At 72.5% G+C, this 19,587-nt stretch carries 15 protein-coding genes and 1 pseudogene; 10 read left to right on the top strand and 6 right to left on the bottom strand.

What is annotated here, in order from left to right; all coding sequences use genetic code 11:
* Positions 1-248: 248 nt before the first annotated feature.
* On the top strand, positions 249-1,649 hold the full coding sequence (locus ACZ7MF_RS09500; protein ID WP_471475542.1) for a glycoside hydrolase family 16 protein: 1,401 nt from the start codon (positions 249-251) through the stop codon (positions 1,647-1,649).
* A 75-nt stretch (positions 1,650-1,724) separates the two neighbouring features.
* On the opposite strand, the gene ACZ7MF_RS09495 is transcribed toward ACZ7MF_RS09500, so the two are convergent.
* Positions 1,725-2,633, bottom strand: coding sequence for a helix-turn-helix transcriptional regulator (locus ACZ7MF_RS09495; RefSeq protein ID WP_471475540.1), 909 nt, complete (start codon positions 2,631-2,633; stop codon positions 1,725-1,727).
* A 157-nt stretch (positions 2,634-2,790) separates the two neighbouring features.
* Between ACZ7MF_RS09495 and tkt the strand changes: the two genes are divergently transcribed.
* The 8 genes from tkt to ACZ7MF_RS09455 all read left to right on the top strand — a co-directional run bounded on the left by tkt (position 2,791) and on the right by ACZ7MF_RS09455 (position 14,193).
* Entirely contained in the window at positions 2,791-4,887 is a 2,097-nt protein-coding gene (gene tkt, locus ACZ7MF_RS09490) for a transketolase (RefSeq protein ID WP_471475538.1), read from the top strand.
* A gap of 30 nt (positions 4,888-4,917) precedes the next feature.
* Complete coding sequence (gene tal / locus ACZ7MF_RS09485) at positions 4,918-6,063, top strand: transaldolase (RefSeq protein ID WP_471475536.1); 1,146 nt, start codon at positions 4,918-4,920, stop codon at positions 6,061-6,063.
* On the top strand, positions 6,060-7,838 hold the full coding sequence (gene zwf / locus ACZ7MF_RS09480; RefSeq protein ID WP_471475534.1) for a glucose-6-phosphate dehydrogenase: 1,779 nt from the start codon (positions 6,060-6,062) through the stop codon (positions 7,836-7,838). Before tal ends, zwf begins: the two co-directional genes overlap by 4 nt.
* Positions 7,835-8,770 carry a glucose-6-phosphate dehydrogenase assembly protein OpcA gene (gene opcA, locus ACZ7MF_RS09475; RefSeq protein WP_471475533.1) on the top strand — a complete coding sequence of 312 codons (936 nt, stop codon included), beginning with the start codon at positions 7,835-7,837 and terminating at the stop codon, positions 8,768-8,770. Before zwf ends, opcA begins: the two co-directional genes overlap by 4 nt.
* Positions 8,763-10,412: a glucose-6-phosphate isomerase gene (pgi, locus tag ACZ7MF_RS09470; RefSeq protein ID WP_471475532.1), complete on the top strand. Its 1,650-nt coding sequence runs from the start codon at positions 8,763-8,765 to the stop codon at positions 10,410-10,412. The genes opcA and pgi overlap by 8 nt, the downstream gene beginning before the upstream one ends.
* Position 10,413: 1 nt before the next feature.
* The gene (gnd, locus tag ACZ7MF_RS09465) at positions 10,414-11,295 is read left to right on the top strand and encodes a phosphogluconate dehydrogenase (NAD(+)-dependent, decarboxylating) (RefSeq protein ID WP_471475530.1); all 882 of its coding nucleotides are present in this window, start codon (positions 10,414-10,416) and stop codon (positions 11,293-11,295) included.
* Between the two features lie 71 nt (positions 11,296-11,366).
* A complete protein-coding gene (locus ACZ7MF_RS09460) occupies positions 11,367-12,872 on the top strand; it encodes a membrane-associated oxidoreductase (RefSeq protein WP_471475529.1) in 1,506 nt (501 codons plus the stop codon).
* A gap of 91 nt (positions 12,873-12,963) precedes the next feature.
* Entirely contained in the window at positions 12,964-14,193 is a 1,230-nt protein-coding gene (locus ACZ7MF_RS09455; protein ID WP_471477205.1) for a serine hydrolase domain-containing protein, read from the top strand.
* A 30-nt stretch (positions 14,194-14,223) separates the two neighbouring features.
* Here ACZ7MF_RS09455 and ribA read toward each other — a convergent pair whose 3' ends face one another.
* The gene (gene ribA / locus ACZ7MF_RS09450; protein ID WP_471475527.1) at positions 14,224-14,886 is read right to left on the bottom strand and encodes a GTP cyclohydrolase II; all 663 of its coding nucleotides are present in this window, start codon (positions 14,884-14,886) and stop codon (positions 14,224-14,226) included.
* A 53-nt stretch (positions 14,887-14,939) separates the two neighbouring features.
* Between ribA and ACZ7MF_RS09445 the strand changes: the two are divergent.
* Positions 14,940-15,665: pseudogene (locus ACZ7MF_RS09445) on the top strand (creatininase family protein); the annotation flags it as partial.
* On the opposite strand, the gene ACZ7MF_RS09440 reads toward ACZ7MF_RS09445, so the two are convergent.
* Genes ACZ7MF_RS09440 through ACZ7MF_RS09425 form a run of 4 tightly spaced genes read right to left on the bottom strand, consistent with a single transcriptional unit; the run spans position 15,548 to position 19,519 of the window.
* Positions 15,548-16,777, bottom strand: coding sequence for a lysylphosphatidylglycerol synthase transmembrane domain-containing protein (locus tag ACZ7MF_RS09440; protein ID WP_471475526.1), 1,230 nt, complete (start codon positions 16,775-16,777; stop codon positions 15,548-15,550). The pseudogene ACZ7MF_RS09445 and the gene ACZ7MF_RS09440 sit on opposite strands and share 118 nt — an antisense overlap.
* On the bottom strand, positions 16,774-17,910 hold the full coding sequence (locus tag ACZ7MF_RS09435; protein WP_471475525.1) for a hypothetical protein: 1,137 nt from the start codon (positions 17,908-17,910) through the stop codon (positions 16,774-16,776). Before ACZ7MF_RS09435 ends, ACZ7MF_RS09440 begins: the two co-directional genes overlap by 4 nt.
* Positions 17,907-19,124, bottom strand: coding sequence for a glycosyltransferase family 4 protein (locus ACZ7MF_RS09430; protein WP_471475524.1), 1,218 nt, complete (start codon positions 19,122-19,124; stop codon positions 17,907-17,909). Before ACZ7MF_RS09430 ends, ACZ7MF_RS09435 begins: the two co-directional genes overlap by 4 nt.
* Positions 19,121-19,519, bottom strand: a complete 399-nt coding sequence (locus tag ACZ7MF_RS09425) for a 6-pyruvoyl trahydropterin synthase family protein (protein ID WP_356861895.1) — start codon at positions 19,517-19,519, stop codon at positions 19,121-19,123. The genes ACZ7MF_RS09430 and ACZ7MF_RS09425 overlap by 4 nt, the downstream gene beginning before the upstream one ends.
* Positions 19,520-19,587 lie beyond the last annotated feature (68 nt).

Below are 19,587 nucleotides of genomic sequence, written 5' to 3'. Positions count from 1 at the left end.
TCCCCGACGGGGGTGGGGAGGAACCGCGGCCGGGGCACGCCCGTCCCGCGCGGCACTTTCGCGACGTTCACGACGTTCACGGGCTGAACTCCCCGGCCCCGCAAGGACTTTCTCGGCTTCACCTCTTGACGGCGGCGGCGACCCGGAGCACATTGGCCGCACTCTGAGAGCGCTCTCAAACGTCTCCCCGCGGAGCGCGCTCGGGGCGTACCGCTTCCCACTCCCGCGTTTCGAGAGGCGACCCCCCCATGAGAGAGACATCCGGCAACCCGCCCAGACGCCGGCCGCTGCGCCGGGCGCTGGTGGCCGTCGTCGGCACGCTCGGCCTCGCCGCTGCGGCGACGACCGTCACGGGCCCGTCGGCGGGCGCGGCCGTTCCGCCGCCCCCGTCCGGCTGGACGCAGGTCTTCGCCGACGACTTCGACGGCGCGGCCGGTTCCGGCGTGAACACGACCAACTGGCAGTACGACACCGGCACGTCGTACCCCGGCGGCCCCGCCAACTGGGGCACCGGCGAGATCGAGACGATGACGTCGTCCCCGAGCAACGTCTCGCTGGACGGCGGCGGAAACCTCCGCATCACCCCGCAGCGCGACGGCGCCGGCAACTGGACCTCGGGCCGCATCGAGACCAGGCGCGCCGACTTCGAGCCCCCGGCCGGCGGCAAGCTGCGCGTGGAGGCCCGTATCCAGGTCCCGAACGTCACCGGGGCCGCCGCCAAGGGCTACTGGCCGGCGTTCTGGATGCTGGGCTCGCCCTACCGCGGCAACTACTGGAACTGGCCCGGTGTCGGCGAGATCGACATCATGGAGAACACGCAGGGCCTCAACACGGTCTGGTCCACGCTGCACTGCGGCACCTCGCCAGGTGGCCCCTGCAACGAGACCAGCGGCATCGGCGGCAACACCCCGTGTCCCGGCGCCACCTGCCAGGCGGGTTTCCACACCTACCGGGTGGAGTGGGACCGCTCGACGAGCGTCGAGGAGATCCGTTTCTACGTCGACGGCAACAACTTCCACACCGTCCGCGCCAACCAGGTCGACGCGACGACATGGGCGAACGCCACCAACCACGGCTACTTCATCATCCTGAACGTCGCGATGGGCGGCGGCTTCCCGGACGCCTTCGGCGGCGGCCCGGACGGCGGCACCCAGCCCGGCCACTCCATGCTCGTGGACTACGTCCAGGTGCTGTCGGCCGGTGGGAGCGGTACCACGCCCCCGCCGACCGGCGGTGACCGCGACGCGTACAGCGCCGTCGAGGCCGAGTCGTACGACGCCCAGTCCGGCACGATGACCGAGGGCAGCTCGGACTCGGGCGGCGGCAGCAACCTCGGCGCCCTGGCCAACGGCGACTGGGTCCAGTACAAGGGCGTGAAGTTCGGTTCGAGCGCGGCGACCCAGTTCAAGGCCCGGGTGGCCAGCGGTGCGGCCGCCGGGGTCAGCGGTCTGGTCGAGGTGCGCCTGGACAGCCGTAGCAGCACGCCGATCGGCAGCTTCGCCGTGGGCAACACGGGCGGCTGGCAGTCGTGGCGGACCATTCCGGCGAACATCGCCTCGGTGACCGGCACGCACGACGTGTACCTGACCTTCACCAGTGGGCAGCCCGCCGACTTCGTGAACGTGAACTGGTTCAGCTTCGGCCACTGAGCGGCAACCGGCCCCCCGCAGGAGGGCGAAGGGGCTCCACACACCGTGGGGCCCCTTCGTCGTGCCGCGCGGCGTTCATCGGCGCAGCTCCGCCCGGAAGGCCGCCGGCGTCTGGTCGGTGTGCTGCTGGAAGAACTTGGAGAAGTTCGCCGCGTCCGGGAAACCGACCGCCGCGCCGACCCGCCCGATCGGCATCCCGGTGTGGGCGAGCAGCCGCTTGGCCTCCAGGACGACGCGTTTGTCGATGAAACCCTTGGGCGTCTCACCGGTGGCGGCGCGCACCGCGCGCACCAGCGTGCGGCGGGAGTAACCGAGCGCGTCGGCGTAGGCGCTGACGCTGTGGTTGGTGGCGAAGCCGCGCTCGACCGCGTCCCGGAAGAGGACGAAGGTGGTGTCCCCCGGCGCCTCCGCCCGCCCCTGCCGCGCCGCCCTCGCGGAACCGGCCGCGAGATGGGCGAGGCGCAGCAGGAACGCGGAGAGCGTGTGGCGCAGTACGGCGGTGTGCAGGCTCAGCGGAAGCGTGGTCGCGTCCTCGTACTCGCGCCGCAACTGGTCGAGCGCCGCCGTCAGTCCGGCGAGCCGCGCCTCGTCGGGGTGGAGCAGGGGCGGCAGGTCGTAGCGGTAGAGGCCGGTGGCCTCCACGGTGGCGCGGGGCAGGAAGCCGGGCTGCATGGTGAGCACCGTTCCGCGGTACTCGCCCTCGGGCGCGAAGCGGTGGACCTGGCCGGGACGGATCCACAGCAGATCGCCGGCCGACGCCTCGTACTCGGCGAAGTCGATCATGTGACGGACCGGTCCGCCGGTGAAGAGCATGACGATGTGGAAGTCGATGCGGTGCACGCGGTGCAGCGGGGCCTGCGCGTGCCAGGTGCGGCCGGCGCCCATGGGACCGACCTGCATGCCCACTCCGAGGAGGCTGAGATCGACCGGGAAGGGGAACGTTCTGATCCCGTCGCCGCCGCCTTGGCTTCTTTCGTCCGCCATGTCCGTCTCATACCATCCCGCCCGTGTGCCCCGCGGCCGGGGCGTGTCCCAGTTTCACCACAGGCTGGCACACCACGACCTTCACTCCCAAAAGTCAGACTTTTAAGTTTGAACGCGTCAGACCAGCTACTTCGCTCCGATCGAGGATTTCTTGAAGATGAGCACGCAGTCGAGCAAGCAGACAGTGGACGGCGCGGACCGCTTCGAATGGACCGAACTCGACCGGCGTGCCGTCGACACCGCCCGGATCCTGGCGGCCGACGCCGTGCAGAAGGTGGGCAACGGTCACCCGGGCACGGCGATGGCCCTCGCCCCGGCCGCGTACACGATCTTTCAGAAGGTGATGCGGCACGACCCCGCCGATCCCGAGTGGACCGGCCGTGACCGCTTCGTCCTCTCCCCCGGCCACACCTCGCTGACCCTCTACACCCAGCTCTTCCTCGCCGGGTACGAGGTGGAGCTGGACGATCTCAAGGCCTTCCGCACACACGGCTCCAGGACGCCGGGCCACCCCGAGTACGGGCACACGGCGGGCGTGGAGACCACCACGGGACCGCTGGGCCAGGGTGTGGCCAACGCGGTGGGCATGGCGATGGCCGCCCGCTACGAGCGCGGCCTGTTCGACCCCGGGGCCCCGGAGGGCGAGTCGCCCTTCGACCACACCGTCTGGGCGATCGTCAGCGACGGCGACCTCCAGGAGGGCGTCTCCGCCGAGGCGTCGTCGCTCGCCGGTCACCAAAGGCTCGGCAATCTGGTCTTCCTCTACGACGACAACCACATCTCGATCGAGGGCGACACCGTGACCGCGTTCTCCGAGGACGTGCTGAAGCGCTACGAGGCGTACGGCTGGCACACGCAGCGCGTCGAGCCCGCCGGGAGCGGCGACGTGGACGTGCACGCGCTGCACACGGCGCTGACGGCGGCGAAGGCCGAGACGGGGCGCCCGTCCATCATCGCGATGCGCACCATCATCGCCTGGCCCGCCCCGAACGCCCGGAACACCGAGGCCTCCCACGGCTCCGCCCTCGGCGCGGACGAGGTCGCCGCCACCAAGCGCGTCCTCGGCCTCGACCCGGAGCAGTCCTTCGAGGTCGCCGGCGAGGTCCTCGCCCACACCCGCCGGGCCCTGGACCGGGGCGCCGAGGCGCACGCCGCCTGGGACAAGCGGATCGCCGCCTGGCGCGACGCCGCTCCCGAGCGCGCGGCGCTCTTCGACCGCGTGGTCGCGGGCCGGCTGCCCGAGGGCTGGGAGGACTCCCTGCCGGTGTTCGAGACCGGCAAGGCGGTCGCCACCCGGGCCGCCTCCGGCAAGGTCCTCCAGGCGCTCGGCCCGGTGCTGCCCGAACTGTGGGGCGGCTCCGCCGACCTGGCCGGCTCGAACAACACCACCATCGACAAGACGTCGTCCTTCCTCCCGGTCGGCAACCCGCTCCCCGGCGCCGACCCGTACGGCCGCACCGTGCACTTCGGCATCCGCGAGTTCTCCATGGCCGCGGAGATGAACGGCATCGCCCTGCACGGCAACACCCGCATCTACGGCGGCACCTTCCTGGTCTTCTCCGACTACATGCGCAACGCGGTGCGCATGTCCGCGCTGATGCAGCTGCCGGTGACGTACGTGTGGACGCACGACTCCATCGGCCTCGGCGAGGACGGCCCCACCCACCAGCCGGTCGAGCACCTGGCCTCGCTGCGCGCGATCCCCGGCCTCAACGTCGTCCGCCCCGCCGACGCCAACGAGACCGCGACCGTGTGGGCCGAGATCCTCCGGCGCCACGCCACCCACCCGGCGCCGCACGGCCTCGCCCTCACCCGCCAGGGCGTACCGACCTACGCCCCGAACCCGGACGCGGCGCGTGGCGGGTACGTCCTCGCCGACGCCTCCACCGGCGCCCCGGACGTCGTCCTGATCGCCACCGGCTCCGAGGTGCAGCTCGCGATGGCTGCGCGGGAGGCGCTGGAGGCCGAGGGCACCGCCACGCGGGTGGTGTCGATGCCGTCCGTGGAGTGGTTCGAGGAGCAGCCCCGCGCGTACCGCGAGAGCGTGCTGCCGCCGGCCGTGCGGGCCCGGGTGGCCGTGGAGGCCGGGATCGGCCTGACCTGGCACCGGTACGTCGGGGACGCGGGCCGCATCGTCTCCCTGGAGCACTTCGGCGCCTCCGCCGACGCGAAGACCCTGTTCACCGAGTTCGGCTTCACCGCCGGGCACGTGGCCGCCGCCGCCCGGGAATCCCTGGCCGCCGCCCGCGGCTGAGCCGAACGCACAGACAAGCGGAAAGAGAAGATGATCACTGTGACCGAAGCAACCGCCACCGCGGGAGCGCTGCAGCGCCTGGCCGACCAGGGCGTGTCCGTCTGGCTCGACGACCTGTCGCGGCGGCGGATCGAGTCCGGCAACCTCGCCGAGCTGATCAAAACGAAGAACGTCGTCGGAGTCACCACCAACCCGTCCATCTTCCAGGCCGCCATAGGCTCCGGCGAAGGCTACGAGGAGCAGCTCGCCGACCTGGCGACCCGCGGCGTCACCGTCGACGAGGCGGTCCGCATGATGACCACCGCCGACGTCCGCGCCGCCGCCGACGTGCTGCGCGGGGTGTACGACGCCACCGGCGGGCGCGACGGCCGGGTCTCCATCGAGGTCGACCCCCGGCTCGCCCACGACACCCGGGCCACCGTCGCCGAGGCGCGGCAGCTGGCCTGGCTGGTCGACCGCCCCAACGTGATGATCAAGATCCCGGCGACCAAGGCCGGTCTCCCGGCGATCACCGAGGTCATCGGCGCGGGCATCAGCGTGAACGTCACGCTGATCTTCTCCCTGGAGCGCTACCGCGAGGTCATGGACGCCTACCTCGCCGGCCTGGAGAAGGCGCAGGCGGCCGGGATCGACCTGGCCGGCATCCACTCGGTCGCGTCGTTCTTCGTCTCCCGCGTCGACAGCGAGATCGACAAGCGCCTGACGCTGCTGGGCACCGACGAGGCGCTCGGCCTGCGCGGGCGGGCGGCACTGGCCAACGCGCGACTGGCCTACGAGGCGTACGAGAACGTCTTCGCGGGCGACCGCTTCACCGCCCTCACGGGGGCCCGGGCCAACCCGCAGCGCCCCCTGTGGGCGTCCACCGGTGTGAAGGACCCGGCATTCCGGGACACCCTGTACGTGGAGGAGCTGGTCGCCCCCGGCACCGTGAACACGATGCCGGAGGCCACCCTGGACGCCGCCGCCGATCACGGCGACGTACGGGGCGACACGGTCACCGGCGGGTACGCCCAGGCCCGGGCCGACCTCGCGGCCGTGGAGCGGCTCGGCGTGTCGTACGACGAGGTGGTGGAGCAGTTGGAGCAGGAGGGCGTGGCGAAGTTCGAGGCGGCCTGGCAGGACCTGCTCGCCGCCGTGACGAAGTCCCTCGACAGCAAGGGAGTTGACGGGGAATGAGCGAGGAGCTTCCCGCTACGACGGTCCGGGAGACCAAGGCGACGAAGGAAGCCAAGGAGGCCCGGACGGCGCAGGAGGCGGCAGGACCGCCGCTCGCCGAGGAGGCCGAGGAGGCCCGCGCCGCCGGGACGGCGAAGACCGCCGGCGCGTCCGGGTCCTCCCGGCGCGCGAAGAAGACCGGGACGGCCCGCGCCGCCAAGGCGGCGAAGGGCAAGGGTTTGGCCGACCGGGCCGTGGAGCCGGTGGCACCGCTCGACTGGAGCAACCCGCTGCGCGATCCCCAGGACCGCCGTCTGCCCCGCATCGCGGGCCCGTCCGGGCTGGTCATCTTCGGCGTCACCGGCGACCTGTCCCGCAAGAAGCTGATGCCCGCCGTGTACGACCTGGCCAACCGCGGCCTGCTGCCGCCCGGCTTCTCGCTGGTCGGCTTCGCCCGCCGGGACTGGGAGGACCAGGACTTCGCCGAGGTCGTGCACGACGCGGTCAGGGAGCACGCGCGCACGCCGTTCCGCGAGGAGGTCTGGCAGCAGCTCTCCGAGGGCATGCGCTTCATCCCCGGCGACTTCGACGACGACAACGCGTTCGAACAGCTGCGCAAGGCCGTCGAGGAGCTGGACGCGTCCCGCGGCACCAGCGGCAACTACGCCTTCTACCTCTCCGTGCCGCCGAAGTTCTTCCCGAAGGTCGTCCAGCAGCTCAAGAAGCACGGGCTGACCGACGCACCGGAGGGTTCCTGGCGCCGCGCGGTCATCGAGAAGCCGTTCGGCCACGACCTGGACAGCGCCCGCGACCTGAACGCGCTGGTGCACGAGGTCTTCGACCCGGAGCAGGTCTTCCGCATCGACCACTACCTGGGCAAGGAGACGGTCCAGAACATCCTGGCACTGCGCTTCGCCAACCAGATGTACGAACCGATCTGGAACCGGTCCTACGTGGACCACGTGCAGATCACGATGGCCGAGGACATCGGCATCGGCGGACGGGCCGGCTACTACGACGGCATCGGCGCCGCCCGTGACGTCATCCAGAACCACCTGCTCCAGCTGATGGCGCTGACCGCCATGGAGGAGCCGGCCGCCTTCGACGCGCGGTCGCTGCTCACCGAGAAGCTGAAGGTGCTGCGGGCCGTGCGGCTGCCGGACGACCTGGGCGAGCACACGGTGCGCGGGCAGTACGCGGGCGGCTGGCAGGGCGGCGCGCAGGTGCCCGGCTACCTGGAGGAGGAGGGCATCGACCCGGCCTCCACCACCGACACCTACGCGGCGATCAAGCTGGGCATCGACAACCGCCGCTGGGCCGGGGTGCCCTTCTACCTGCGCACCGGCAAGCGCCTTGGCCGCCGGGTCACGGAGATCGCGGTCGTCTTCCAGCGGGCCCCGCACTCCCCCTTCGACTCCACCGCGACGGAGGAGCTGGGCGAGAACGCCATCGTGATCCGCGTCCAGCCCGACGAGGGCATGACGGTGCGCTTCGGTTCCAAGGTGCCGGGCACGTCGATGGAGATCCGGGACGTGTCGATGGACTTCGCCTACGGCGAGTCCTTCACCGAGTCCAGCCCCGAGGCGTACGAACGGCTGATCCTGGACGTCCTTCTGGGGGACGCCAACCTGTTCCCGCGCCACCAGGAGGTGGAAGAGTCCTGGCGGATCCTCGACCCGATCGAGGAGTACTGGGCCTCGCACGACAAGCCCGCGCAGTACGCGTCGGGCGGCTGGGGACCGCGGGAAGCGGACGAGATGCTCGCACGAGACGGACGGAGCTGGCGCAGGCCATGAGGATCGACCTGACCGACACCACGGCAAGCAAGATCAACAAGGCGCTGGTGCAGGGCCGCCGGGCCATCGGCACCCCGGCCGTGGGCATGGTGCTCACGCTGGTCATCGTCACGGACGAGGAGAACGCCTACGACGCGATCAAGGCCGCCGAGGAGGCCTCGCACGAGCACCCCTCGCGCACCCTGGTCGTCATCAAGCGCCACCCCCGCAACCTGCGCGACCGCACCCGCTCGCACCTCGACGCCGAGGTCCGGGTCGGCTCCGAGGCCGGCACCGGCGAGACCGTCGTCCTGCGCATGTACGGCGAGGTGTCCGAGCACGCCGACTCGGTGGTCCTGCCGCTGCTGCTGCCGGACGCCCCGGTCGTCGTGTGGTGGCCGGTGGAGGCGCCGGACAACCCGGCGAAGGACCCGCTGGGCGCGCTGGCCCAGCGCCGGATCACCGACCTCTACACGGTCGAGCGGCCGATGGAGGTCCTGGAGCGCCGGGTCCGCGCCTACGCCCCCGGCGACACCGACCTGGCCTGGACCCGGCTGACGCTGTGGCGCTCGATGCTCGCCGCGGCCCTGGACCAGGCCCGGGTACCGGTGACGTCCGCGGTCGTGGAGGCCGAGGCCGACAACCCGGCCGCCGAGCTGCTGGCCCGCTGGATGGAGGCCCGCCTCGGCGTCCGCGTGGACCGCGTGGTCACCGACGGCCCGGTCGTCACGGCCGTCCGCCTGGGCACGGCGAACGGCGAGATCGTCGTCGACCGGCCGGAGGGCCCGCTCGCCACGATGACCCTGCCCGGTCAGCCCTCGCGCTCGGTGGCCCTGAAGGTGCGCCCCACCTCCGAACTCATCGCCGAGGAGCTCAGGCGCCTCGACGCCGACGAGATGTACGCCGTCGCCCTGCGCGGCGAGGCCGGCAAGGAGACCTCTGTCCATGTCTGACACCCCGAAGCTCAACCAGCGGCCCGAGTGGACCGCGCTCGCGGACCACGCCAAGGGCACGCTGCCCCACCCGGACCTGCGCGAGCTGTTCGCCCAGGACCCCGGGCGGGCGGAGCGGTACGTCGTGCGCGTCGGCGACCTGCGCATCGACTACTCGAAGAACCTCGTCACCGACGAGACGCTGGCGCTGCTCCAGGAGCTGGCCGCCGCGACCGGCGTGTCCGGGCTGCGCGACGCGATGTTCCGCGGTGAGCGCATCAACATCACCGAGGACCGGGCGGTGCTGCACACGGCGCTGCGCGCCCCGCGGGACGCGGTGGTCGAGGTCGACGGCGAGAACGTCGTCCCCAAGGTCCACGCCGTGCTCGACAAGATGGCCGGCTTCGCCGACCGGGTCCGCTCCGGCGAGTGGACCGGGCACACCGGCAAGCGCATCAAGAACGTCGTCAACATCGGCATCGGCGGCTCCGACCTCGGTCCGGCGATGGCCTACGAGGCGCTGCGGGCCTTCACCGACCGCTCGCTGACCCTGCGCTTCGTGTCCAACGTGGACGGCGCGGACCTGCACGAGGCGGTCCGGGACCTGGACCCGGCCGAGACGCTGTTCATCATCGCCTCCAAGACCTTCACCACCATCGAGACGATCACCAACGCCACCTCGGCGCGCTCGTGGCTGCTGGCCGCGCTCGGTGACGAGGCCGCGGTGGCGAAGCACTTCGTGGCCCTGTCGACCAACGCCGAGAAGGTCTCCGGATTCGGCATCGACACGGCCAACATGTTCGAGTTCTGGGACTGGGTCGGCGGCCGGTACTCCTTCGACTCGGCCATCGGGCTGTCCCTGATGATCGCCGTCGGCGCGGACCGCTTCCGGGAGATGCTCGACGGCTTCCGCATCGTCGACGAGCACTTCCGCAACGCCGAGGCCCCGGCCAACGCGCCGCTGCTCCTCGGCCTGCTGGGCGTCTGGTACGGCGACTTCCTGGGCGCGCAGTCGCACGCGGTGCTGCCGTACTCGCACTACCTGTCGAAGTTCACCGCGTACCTCCAGCAGCTCGACATGGAGTCCAACGGCAAGTCCGTGGACCGGGACGGGAATCCGGTTCAGTGGCAGACCGGGCCGGTGGTGTGGGGCACGCCGGGCACCAACGGGCAGCACGCCTACTACCAGCTGATCCACCAGGGTACGAAGCTGATCCCGGCGGACTTCATCGGCTTCGCGCGGCCCGTGGCCGAGCTGAGCGACGAACTCAAGGCCCAGCACGACCTGCTGATGGCCAACTTCTTCGCGCAGACCCAGGCCCTCGCCTTCGGCAAGACCCCGGACGAGGTACGCGCGGAGGGCGTGCCCGAGGAACTGGTCCCGCACAAGACCTTCCGCGGCAACCACCCCACCACGACCGTCCTGGCCGCCGAGCTGACCCCCTCCGTCCTCGGCCAGCTCGTCGCGCTGTACGAGCACAAGGTCTTCGTCCAGGGTGCGATCTGGAACATCGACTCCTTCGACCAGTGGGGTGTCGAACTCGGCAAGGTGCTCGCCAAGCGGATCGAGCCCGCGCTGACCGAGGGCGCGAACGTGCCCGGCCTCGATCCGTCCACGGCCGCGCTGGTGGCCGCCTACCGTGAACTGAAGGAAGTGCACTGACATGGAGATCGGTCTCGTTGGTCTCGGCAAGATGGGCGGCAACATGCGCGAGCGTCTGCGCAACGCCGGCCACACCGTCGTCGGATACGACACCAATCCCGATCGGGCCGACGTCGACAGCCTGGTCGAGCTGGTGGACCGGCTGGAGCGGCCGCGCGCGGTCTGGGTGATGGTCCCGGCCGGCGGCGCCACCCAGCACGTCGTCGACCAGCTGGCGACGCTGCTCAAGCCCGGTGACACCGTCATCGACGGCGGCAACTCCCGCTGGACGGACGACGAGCGGCACGCCGAGGACCTGGGCAAGCGCGGCATCAACTTCGTCGACGCCGGGGTGTCGGGCGGCGTGTGGGGGCTGGAGAACGGCTACGCCCTGATGGTGGGCGGCGACAAGGAGACCGTCGACGACCTCAAGCCGATCTTCGACGCCCTCAAGCCGGACGGCCCCTACGGCTACGTCCACGCGGGCAAGGTCGGCGCCGGGCACTTCTCCAAGATGGTCCACAACGGCATCGAGTACGCCATGATGCAGGCCTACGCCGAGGGCTGGGAGCTGCTGGAGAAGGTCGACTCCGTGGACAACGTCCGCGAGGTCTTCCGCTCCTGGCAGCAGGGCACCGTCATCCGGTCCTGGCTCCTGGACCTGGCCGTCAACGCCCTCGACGACGACCACCACCTGGAGAAGCTGCGCGGCTACGCCGACGACTCCGGCGAGGGCCGCTGGACCGTGGAGGCGGCGATCGACAACGCCGTGCCGCTGCCCGCGATCACGGCCTCCCTCTTCGCGCGGTTCGCGTCCCGCCAGGAGGACTCGCCGCAGATGAAGATGGTCGCCGCGCTGCGCAACCAGTTCGGCGGGCACGCCGTGGAGTCGGCCAAGAAGTAACCGCCCGGGAAGTGGGCGGTCCGGAAAGCGCGTTGACGTGATCGGCCGGTTCGGGTCAGAGTCCCTCCCTGATGGAGATCAACGACCTGACACCGGCCGAGTCGCGTCTTTGGCGGGCGTTCGCCTCGGGCACCGACGTGGACTTCCGTGCCGCGGGCCCTTCCGCCGCGGACCCTTCCAGCGCGGCCCCTTCCCCCGCGGACTCCGACGACCCGGCCCACGGCGGCACCTGGGGGCCCGAACGGACCGTGCGCGCGAGCGTGCTGCGGTCCCTCCTCCTGGACGGCCCCCGCGAGGAGGGCCGGGTCGCGGCGCTCAGCCTGGCCGGAGCCCGCGTCACCGGCCAGTTGGACCTGCAGTACGCGACGGTCGACCACCCCGTGCGGCTGCGGCACTGCCACTTCGACGAGGCACCGAGGTTCTACGGGGCCAGGCTGCGCGAGCTGAACCTGAGCGAGTCCGTGCTGCCCGGCCTGATCTCGCACGCGGTCCGGGTGGAGGGCGTACTGCGGCTGACCCGGGCCCGGTTCGGCGGGATGGTGCGGCTGGCGGGTGCGGAGGTCACCGGCAGCCTGTACCTGGAGAGCACCCGCATCGACGCGCCGGACACCGACGGGCCGGTGCTCCAGCTGAACCAGGCGGTGCTGGGCGCCGACCTGTGGGCGCCGGGGCTGCGCGCGGTCGGCGAAGTCCGGCTCAACGGCGCGCGGGTGGCCGGCACCGTCAACCTCAACGACGCGGTGCTGGACCGGCCGGGCGGCACCGCCGTCCAGGCCGAGACGCTCGCCGCCGAGGCAGACGTGCTGATGCGGCGCGCGGACGTCCGGGGCCGGCTGGAGCTGCGCGGCGCCCGGATACCCGGCCGGCTTGACCTGTCGGACGCCCGGCTGGCCAACGCCGGGGAGACCGCGCTGCGCGCCAGCAGCTGCGTGATCGGCGAACTCTGGCTGCGGGAGGGCCCGCCGGTGGAGGGGGCGCTCAATCTGCGCCGCGCCCAGGTGGACGTGCTGTTCCTGCAACCGGAGGTGGTACCGGCCTGGGTCCAGCTCAACGACCTCACGTACACCTCGCTCATCCCGCACGAGCCCGCCGAGCGTCGGCTGCCGATGCTGGAGAAGGGCGACAGCTACCTCCCCTTCACCTACGAGCAGCTCACCGCGGCCTACCGGCGGATCGGTGACGACGACGCGGCCCGCCTCGTACAGCTCGCCAAGCAGCGGCGGCGCCGGCGCACCCTGCCCTGGTACGGCCGTCTGTGGGGACACCTCCAGGACATCGCGGTCGGGTACGGCTTCCGTCCGCTGCGCGCGGGCGGCTGGCTGCTCTCCCTGCTGGCGGTCGGTTCGGTCGCCTACGGGCTGCACCACCCGCCGCCGCTCAAGCCGGAGGAGGCCCCCGGCTTCAACCCGGTCTTCTACACGCTGGACCTGCTGCTGCCGGTGATCTCCTTCGGCCAGGAGAACGCGTTCTCGCCCGAGGGCGGGTACCAGACGCTCTCCTACGTCCTGATCATCACCGGCTGGATCCTGGCCACGACGGTGATCACCGGCCTGACCCGCACCGTCAGCCGCCAGTGAGGATCTCCGTGAGGGGGCCAGGAGTTCCGAGCAGGCGTGTACGGGGTATGCCGGACGCGTCCCGAACGAACGATCAAGGAGGGCGATGGCGATGCCACCCCTGCGTCAGGAGGCCGACGCGGGAGCGGCCGGGCTGGACCCCGGGGCGCTGGCCCGGCTCGACCTGCACTTCGCCCGGCAGGTCGACGAGGGCCGGCTGCCCGGGTTCCTGGTGGCCGTCGCGCGCGGCGGCCGCGTCGCCCATCTGACCGTGCACGGACTGCGGGACGTCGCGGCCGGACTCCCGGTGACGGCCGACACGCTGTGGCGGATCTACTCCATGACCAAGCCGGTCACGTCCGTGGCCGTGCTGACCCTGGTGGAGGAGGGCCGGCTGGCGCTGGACGACCCCGTCGAGAGGTACCTGCCGGCCTTCGCCGAACCGCGGGTGTACGTCGGGGGAACCGGGGAGGACGTCGTCACCCGCCCGGCCGCCGGTCCGGTGCGGGTCCGGCACCTGATGACCCACACCGCGGGGCTGACCTTCGGCTTCTACCGCACCCACCCCGTCGACGCGCTGTACCGGGCGGCCGGTGTGGAGTCCTCGGTACGGCCGGGTGCCGATCTGGCCGAGACGGTCGACGTGTACGCGAGCCTGCCTCTGCAGTTCGAACCGGGCACCGAGTGGAACTACTCGGTGGCCAGCAACGTACTGGGGCGGCTGGTGGAAGTGGTGTCCGGGCAGCCCCTCGACGTGTTCTGCGCCGAGCGGATCTTCGGACCGCTGGGTATGGCGGACACCGGCTTCCACGTCACCGACGCCCAGGCGGGCCGCTTGGCCGAGCTGTACGGCGAGACGGAGGACGGCGGCATCGCGCCGGTCCCCGGGCTGCCGCTGCGGGGCCGGCCGCGGTTCCTGTCGGGCAGCGGCGGCCTGGCCTCGTCCGCCCACGACGTGCACCGGTTCGCGGAACTGCTGCGGCGTCGCGGCGAACTCGACGGGGTACGGCTGCTCGCCCCGGCGACGGTGGACCTGATGACCCGCAACCATCTCCCGGGCGGCGCCGACCTGCGGTCCTTCGGCAGCCGCCCGGCGCACGACGAACCCGGCAACGACGGCGTCGGTTTCGGTCTCGGCGTCTCCGTGGTGACCGACCCGGGCCGCACGCGGTCGCCCTCCGGGCTCGGCACGTACGGCTGGAGCGGAGTGGCGACGACCACCTTCTGGGTCGACCCGGGCCGTGATCTGACGGTGCAGTTCATGACCCAGGTGCGGCCGAGGTCCTCGCACACGGTCTACCCGGACCTGAAGCGGCTCGTGCACGAGGCCCTCACGGACTGATCCGGCCCGGCGGAATCCGGCGCCCCGCGGTCAGGACGAGACGTGCGCCATCGCGTCCAGGTGCGGCAGGTGGTGGTCCAGCCGCTCCCGCTTGGTACGCAGGTAGGTGATGTTCGACGCGCACGGCGGTATCAGCAACGGCACCTGCTCGGCGACCTGGATGCCGTGCCGCACCAACGCCTCGCGCTTGCGCGGGTTGTTGGACATCAGCCGCACCGACCGCACCCCGAGGTCGTCGAGGATCCGGGCGGCGACGCCGTAGTCCCGGGCGTCCACGGGCAGGCCGAGGGCGAGGTTCGCCTCGACCGTGTCCAGGCCCTCGGCCTGCAACGCCATCGCGCGCAGTTTGGCGAGCAGGCCGATGCCGCGCCCCTCGTGCCCGCGCAGGTAGACCACCACGCCGCTGCCCGCGTCCGCCACCTGGCGGAGCGCGGAGGCGAGTTGGGCGCCGCACTCGCAGTGCTGGGAGCCGAAGGCGTCGCCGGTCAGGCACTCCGAGTGGAGCCGGGTGAGCACGTCTTCGGCGCCGAGGTCGCCGTGCACGAGGGCCACTTGCTCGTCGCCGCGTTCGTGGTCGAAATAGCCGAACGCCCGGAATTCCCCGTACACGGTGGGAAGCGGTGTCACCACGACCCGCTCCACGTCCGTGCGCTGTGCTGCCTTCTTGCCGAGTACACCGACTTTTTCTGTCATGATTCTCGCGTTCCTCAACAGTTTGCTCAACCGAGATGAAAGGCCGTGCGGGAATGGATGTTTCACTGGTGCCGGCGGACACGAGCGAAGACGTGCGCGAACGGGGCTCGGGACTTCCGCGACAGGTCGCGGTGCTGCCGGTCGGGAGTTTCGAGCAGCACGGCCCGTATCTGCCGCTGGCGACCGACACGCTCGTCGCGTGCGCCGTCGCCCGGGCGGTGGCCGAGGCGTATCCGGTGCACCTGCTGCCGCCGGTGACGATCGGCTGCTCGCACGAGCACGCGGGCTGGCCGGGGACCGTCAGCATCTCCGCCGTGACCCTGCACGCGGTGGTGCGCGACATAGCGGACTCCCTTCGCCGCTCGGGCGTCACGGCCCTGGTCGTGGTCAACGGGCACGGCGGCAACTACGTACTGGGCAACGTCGTCCAGGAGTCCTCGGCACGCGGTGAGCGGATGGCGCTGTTCCCGGCCGCGGAGGACTGGGAGACGGCGCGTCGGCGGGCGGGGGTGGTCACCTCGCTGCTCACCGACATGCACGCGGGGGAAATCGAGACCTCCATTCTTCTGCACAAGCATCCCGAATTGGTCAGGCCCGGTTACGAGGCCGCCGATTTCGTCGCGGACGACCGGCGTCATCTGCTCTCCCTCGGTATGTCCGCCTACACCGATTCCGGTGTCATCGGGCGTCCTTCACTGGGCTCGGCGGAAAAGGGGAAGGAACTGCTGGCAAGCCTGGCGGATTCCTTCGGGGAATATTTCGCACTGCTGACGGCCGAGACGGCGAGGACGGTGACCGCGTCCGACGGCGCCGACGGCTCCGGCGATCGTGGCGGCTCCGTGGACTCCGACGGCTCCGACGACTCCGACGGCGAGCGCGGATAGCGCACGGCGTGCCGACGTACGACGAGGACGACGGCGCCGGGCAGGCTCGCCACGAGGCTGAGCACGCCGTACACCACCGCGACGCCCAGTCCGGTGCCCGCGCCGAGCCCCGCCGCGCCGAACGCCCACGCGGTGACGCCCTCCCGGGGTCCCCAGCCGCCCACGTTCAGGGGCAGCCCCATGGCGAGCAGCGCCAGCACGGCCAGCGGCGTGAGCGCGGCGACGGAGGCCGCGCTGCCGGCGACCCGGGCGGCGAGCACGAACATCGTGAGGTGTCCGGCGAGCACGACGACGGAGGAGAGGGCGATGCCGGGCAGGTTCCGCCGGGACAGCAGCCCGTCCCGTGCCTCACCGAGCGCCGTCCGCACGGCCCGGCCCCGGCGTGCGGGGGCCCGGTTCATGCGCAGGGCGAGGACGACGGCGAGCGCGCCGGCCAGGGCCAGCGCCACGAGGGGTGCGAGCTGCCGCACCTCGTCGAGCACCGGGGAGGGCATCGTGAGCAGTACCCCGACCCCGACGCCGATCAACGCGAGCTGCCCGGCGACCCGTTCGAGCATGACGGCCCGCACGCCCCGCCCCAGGTCTCCGGTGCTCCGCCCGTGCCGCACCGCGCGGTGCACGTCGCCGAGGACGCCGCCGGGCAGGGCTGCGTTGAGGAACAGGGCGCGGTAGTAGTCGGCGACGGCCGCCGCGAGCGGCAGCCGGATGCGCAGCCCCCGGGCGACCAGGGCCCAACGCCAGGCACTGAACACCGTGGTGACCAGCCCGATCCCGAGGGCCGCCAGCACGGTGGGCCCGTCGATCCGGCGCAGCCCGTCCACGAACGCGCCGGTCCCCAGCCGCCACAGGAGCACGGCGAGGACGGCGGTGCCGGCGAGCGTGCCGAGGTGGGCGCGCAGGGCGCGGCGGCGGGGAACCGCAATGCCGGTGGGGGCGTACGGGCGCAGGGCCGTCGGCAGTTTCCGCGCCGGTACGGTCGATACCGTCGGCAGTGTCGGTGCGCTCACGGGGCCCCGCCCGTCGGCCGGCACAGCGCCAGCAGGTCGGTGTGGTGGACGACGACACGCAACTCCCCGGCCGCGCAGGCCGCGAGGCGTTCCTCCAGGTACCGGTCCGCCCGCGCCCGCAGCTCCGGGCGCTGTTCGACGGCCGCACCGACCCAGCCCCGCAGCCACTGGGCGGTGAGCTGGGCCTCGTCGGGTCCCAGCCGCCAGTCACTGGGGTGCTCCCGTACGGTGGCGCCGTGCCCGGCGAAGGCCTCGGCGGCGGCGGTGACCGCGTCCGGACCGAGCATGCCGGTGCGCCGCTGGTGGTCGTTGAAGGCCTCGGTGATCTCGGCGTCCAGCGAGTGGGCAGGGGTGAGGTCGACGCGTCCGGCGACGGAGAGGGTCAGCAGCGCCGGGCAGCCTGCCGCGGTACAGGCGGCGGCGAGCTTGCCGACCTCCTCGGTGGTGAGGACGTCGAGCAGCGCGGACGCCGTCACCAGCGCGGCGCCGGACAGGGCGTCCGGGGTGAGGCGGGCGAGGTCCCCGCGCCGCGTCTCGACGGTGACGCGGCTGCCGTCGGCGGCGGTGCGCGGGGCGGCGACGGCGGCGAAGTGCAGGAGGTAGGGGTCCCGGTCGTGCAGCACCCAGTGCTGGGCGCCGTCGAGCAGCGGGGCCAGCCAGCGTCCCATCGACCCGGTGCCGCAGCCCAGGTCGTGCACCACCATCCCGTTGGCCCGCCCGGGCAGGTTGGCGAGCCTGATCCGCAACGGGTCGAGCAGGTCGTGCGCCCGCGCGGCGGCATCGGCGGGCTCGCGCAGCCGCAGCCACTCGGGGGCGTAGCGCGGGGGCTCCTCGGGGTGCTCGCGCACCGGCGCCCCGCGCAGCCGGACGGTGGCACGCTCGGCGGCGGACCGCCCGTGGCCGTCGGCGACCGGCCCGGCGGAGGGCCGCTGCGTCGCGGGGCGGGCGGGGCCGCCTTCGGACCGGTCGACGGACGGAACCGTCCAGTCCTCGCCGGAACCGTCCCCGAGGCCGGAGACCGGCCGCTCCACGGGGTGTCCGGCGTCCGGCGGGCCCGGCCGGGCCGGAACGGTGCCGCCGATCGGTACCGGGACGGTGCCGCCGATCGGTGCGGCGGGCTTGCTCGTGCTCATGCGGCCCTCCTCGGTTCGCCCGGCAGCCGGTGCAGTACGCCGGCCAGGCTCTGGGCCGTGCTCGCCCAGCCGTTCAGGGCGGCGCGGCGGCCACGGGCGGCGGCCTTGAGCCGCCGTCGTACGTCCGGCTCGCCGAACCAGCCCCGCAACTCCGCGGCGAGGGCGACGGGGTCCTCCGGCGGGACGAGGATGCCGGGCACGCCTCCGTCGGGTGCGCGTCCGACCGCCTCCGGCAGGCCGCCGACGTCCGTGGCCAGTACGGGGATGCCGCGCGCGAGGGCCTCGGTCACCGCCATGCCGTACGTCTCGGCGTACGAGGTGAGGACCATCAGGTCGGCGGCGGCGTAGGTGGCGTCCAGGTCGGCGCCGGCCCGGGGCCCGGCGAGCACCAGCCGGTCCTCCAGGCCGTGCCGCGCGATCAGCGACCGCAGCCGGCCGACGTACTCCGGTTCCTGTGCGATCCCGCCGACGCACACGCAGCTCCACGGCAGGTCGGCCACGGCCGCCAGTGCCTCCACCAGCCGGTGCTGGCCCTTGCGCGGGGTGACCGCGGCGACGCAGACCAGCCGGGAGACGCCGTCGGTGCCGGGCGCGAGGGGCGCGATGTCGGCGCCGGGAGCGGCGACGTGGACCCGGCCCGGGTCGAGGCCGTGGTGGGAGACGAGGCGGCGCACCGCCCAGTCGCTGGTGGCGACGACGGCCGGGACGGCACGCAGCACCGTCCGCTCGCGGGCGTCCAGGTCGGCCGCCACGGCGGGGTCGAGGCCGGTCTCGTCGCCGAGCGGGAGGTGGACGAGGACGGCCATGCGCAGCCGTTCGGCCTCCGGGACGACGACCTCCGGCACCCCGCAGGCCACCAGGCCGTCGAGGAGGACGACCGCGCCGTCCGGCAACCGCCGCAGGACGCGGGCGAGTTCCGCGCGGGCCGCGTCGTCCGGCCGGGGCCAGTCGCCGGGCACGGGCAGCCCCCGTACCCGCCAGCCGAAGCCGGGCAGGTCGAGCCGGACCCGCCGGTCGTAGGCGTTGCCGCCACTCGGGGCGGCCGGGTCGTCGACGCCGCCCGGCATGACGAAGTGCACGGATCGCAGGGACATGGGGACGATCCCGCCGTTCCTCGGGCCGGTGGCCAGGGGCGGCCCGGACTGCTGGGTCGCGGACGTCTGGGCGGGGACGTAGGCGAGCCGGGTCCGCCCGGCGGCGGTCGTGCCGGTCACAGCGCGCGCTCGTAACTCGCCCAGGCGACGTGCGACTCGTGCAGGGTGACCGTGAGCCCGGCCAGCCCCTTGGCGCCCTCGCCGAGCGCGCCCTTGTGCACGCGCTCGGCGAGCCGGTCGGCGATGACCTTGGCCAGGAACTCGGTGGAGGTGTTGACGCCGGCGAAGTCGGGTTCGTTGTCGAGGTTGCGGTAGTTCAGTGCGCCCACGACGGCACCGAGCTCCTGGGTGGCCAGGCCGATGTCGACGACGATGTTGTCCTCGTCCAGCTGCTCGCGCCGGAAGGTGGCGTCCACCAGGAACGTCGCTCCGTGCAGGCGTTGCGCGGGCCCGAAGACGTCGCCGCGGAAGCTGTGGGCGATCATGATGTGATCGCGGACGGTGATGCTGAACAACGGACGACCCTCCAGGTGTGGTGCGTCTGGTCCCCCGCCGATCGCTGCGCGGGTGCCGTCTATTACGG

The organism is Streptomyces sp. NPDC111628 (assembly GCF_055635195.1).
The sequence above is the reverse complement of the archived record's forward strand: the minus strand, read 5'-3'. Positions and strand labels throughout refer to the sequence as shown.

What these genes read in the sequence shown, in the direction of transcription:
- ACZ7MF_RS09435 (WP_471475525.1), bottom strand. Translation starts at nt 17,910, where the DNA reads ATGAGCACGAGCAAGCCCGCCGCACCGATCGGCGGCACCGTCCCGGTA.
- ACZ7MF_RS09495 (WP_471475540.1), bottom strand. Translation starts at nt 2,633, where the DNA reads ATGGCGGACGAAAGAAGCCAAGGCGGCGGCGACGGGATCAGAACGTTC.
- pgi (WP_471475532.1), top strand. Translation starts at nt 8,763, where the DNA reads ATGTCTGACACCCCGAAGCTCAACCAGCGGCCCGAGTGGACCGCGCTC.
- ACZ7MF_RS09500 (WP_471475542.1), top strand. Translation starts at nt 249, where the DNA reads ATGAGAGAGACATCCGGCAACCCGCCCAGACGCCGGCCGCTGCGCCGG.
- opcA (WP_471475533.1), top strand. Translation starts at nt 7,835, where the DNA reads ATGAGGATCGACCTGACCGACACCACGGCAAGCAAGATCAACAAGGCG.
- ACZ7MF_RS09455 (WP_471477205.1), top strand. Translation starts at nt 12,964, where the DNA reads ATGCCACCCCTGCGTCAGGAGGCCGACGCGGGAGCGGCCGGGCTGGAC.
- zwf (WP_471475534.1), top strand. Translation starts at nt 6,060, where the DNA reads ATGAGCGAGGAGCTTCCCGCTACGACGGTCCGGGAGACCAAGGCGACG.
- gnd (WP_471475530.1), top strand. Translation starts at nt 10,414, where the DNA reads ATGGAGATCGGTCTCGTTGGTCTCGGCAAGATGGGCGGCAACATGCGC.
- tal (WP_471475536.1), top strand. Translation starts at nt 4,918, where the DNA reads ATGATCACTGTGACCGAAGCAACCGCCACCGCGGGAGCGCTGCAGCGC.
- ribA (WP_471475527.1), bottom strand. Translation starts at nt 14,886, where the DNA reads ATGACAGAAAAAGTCGGTGTACTCGGCAAGAAGGCAGCACAGCGCACG.
- tkt (WP_471475538.1), top strand. Translation starts at nt 2,791, where the DNA reads ATGAGCACGCAGTCGAGCAAGCAGACAGTGGACGGCGCGGACCGCTTC.
- ACZ7MF_RS09460 (WP_471475529.1), top strand. Translation starts at nt 11,367, where the DNA reads ATGGAGATCAACGACCTGACACCGGCCGAGTCGCGTCTTTGGCGGGCG.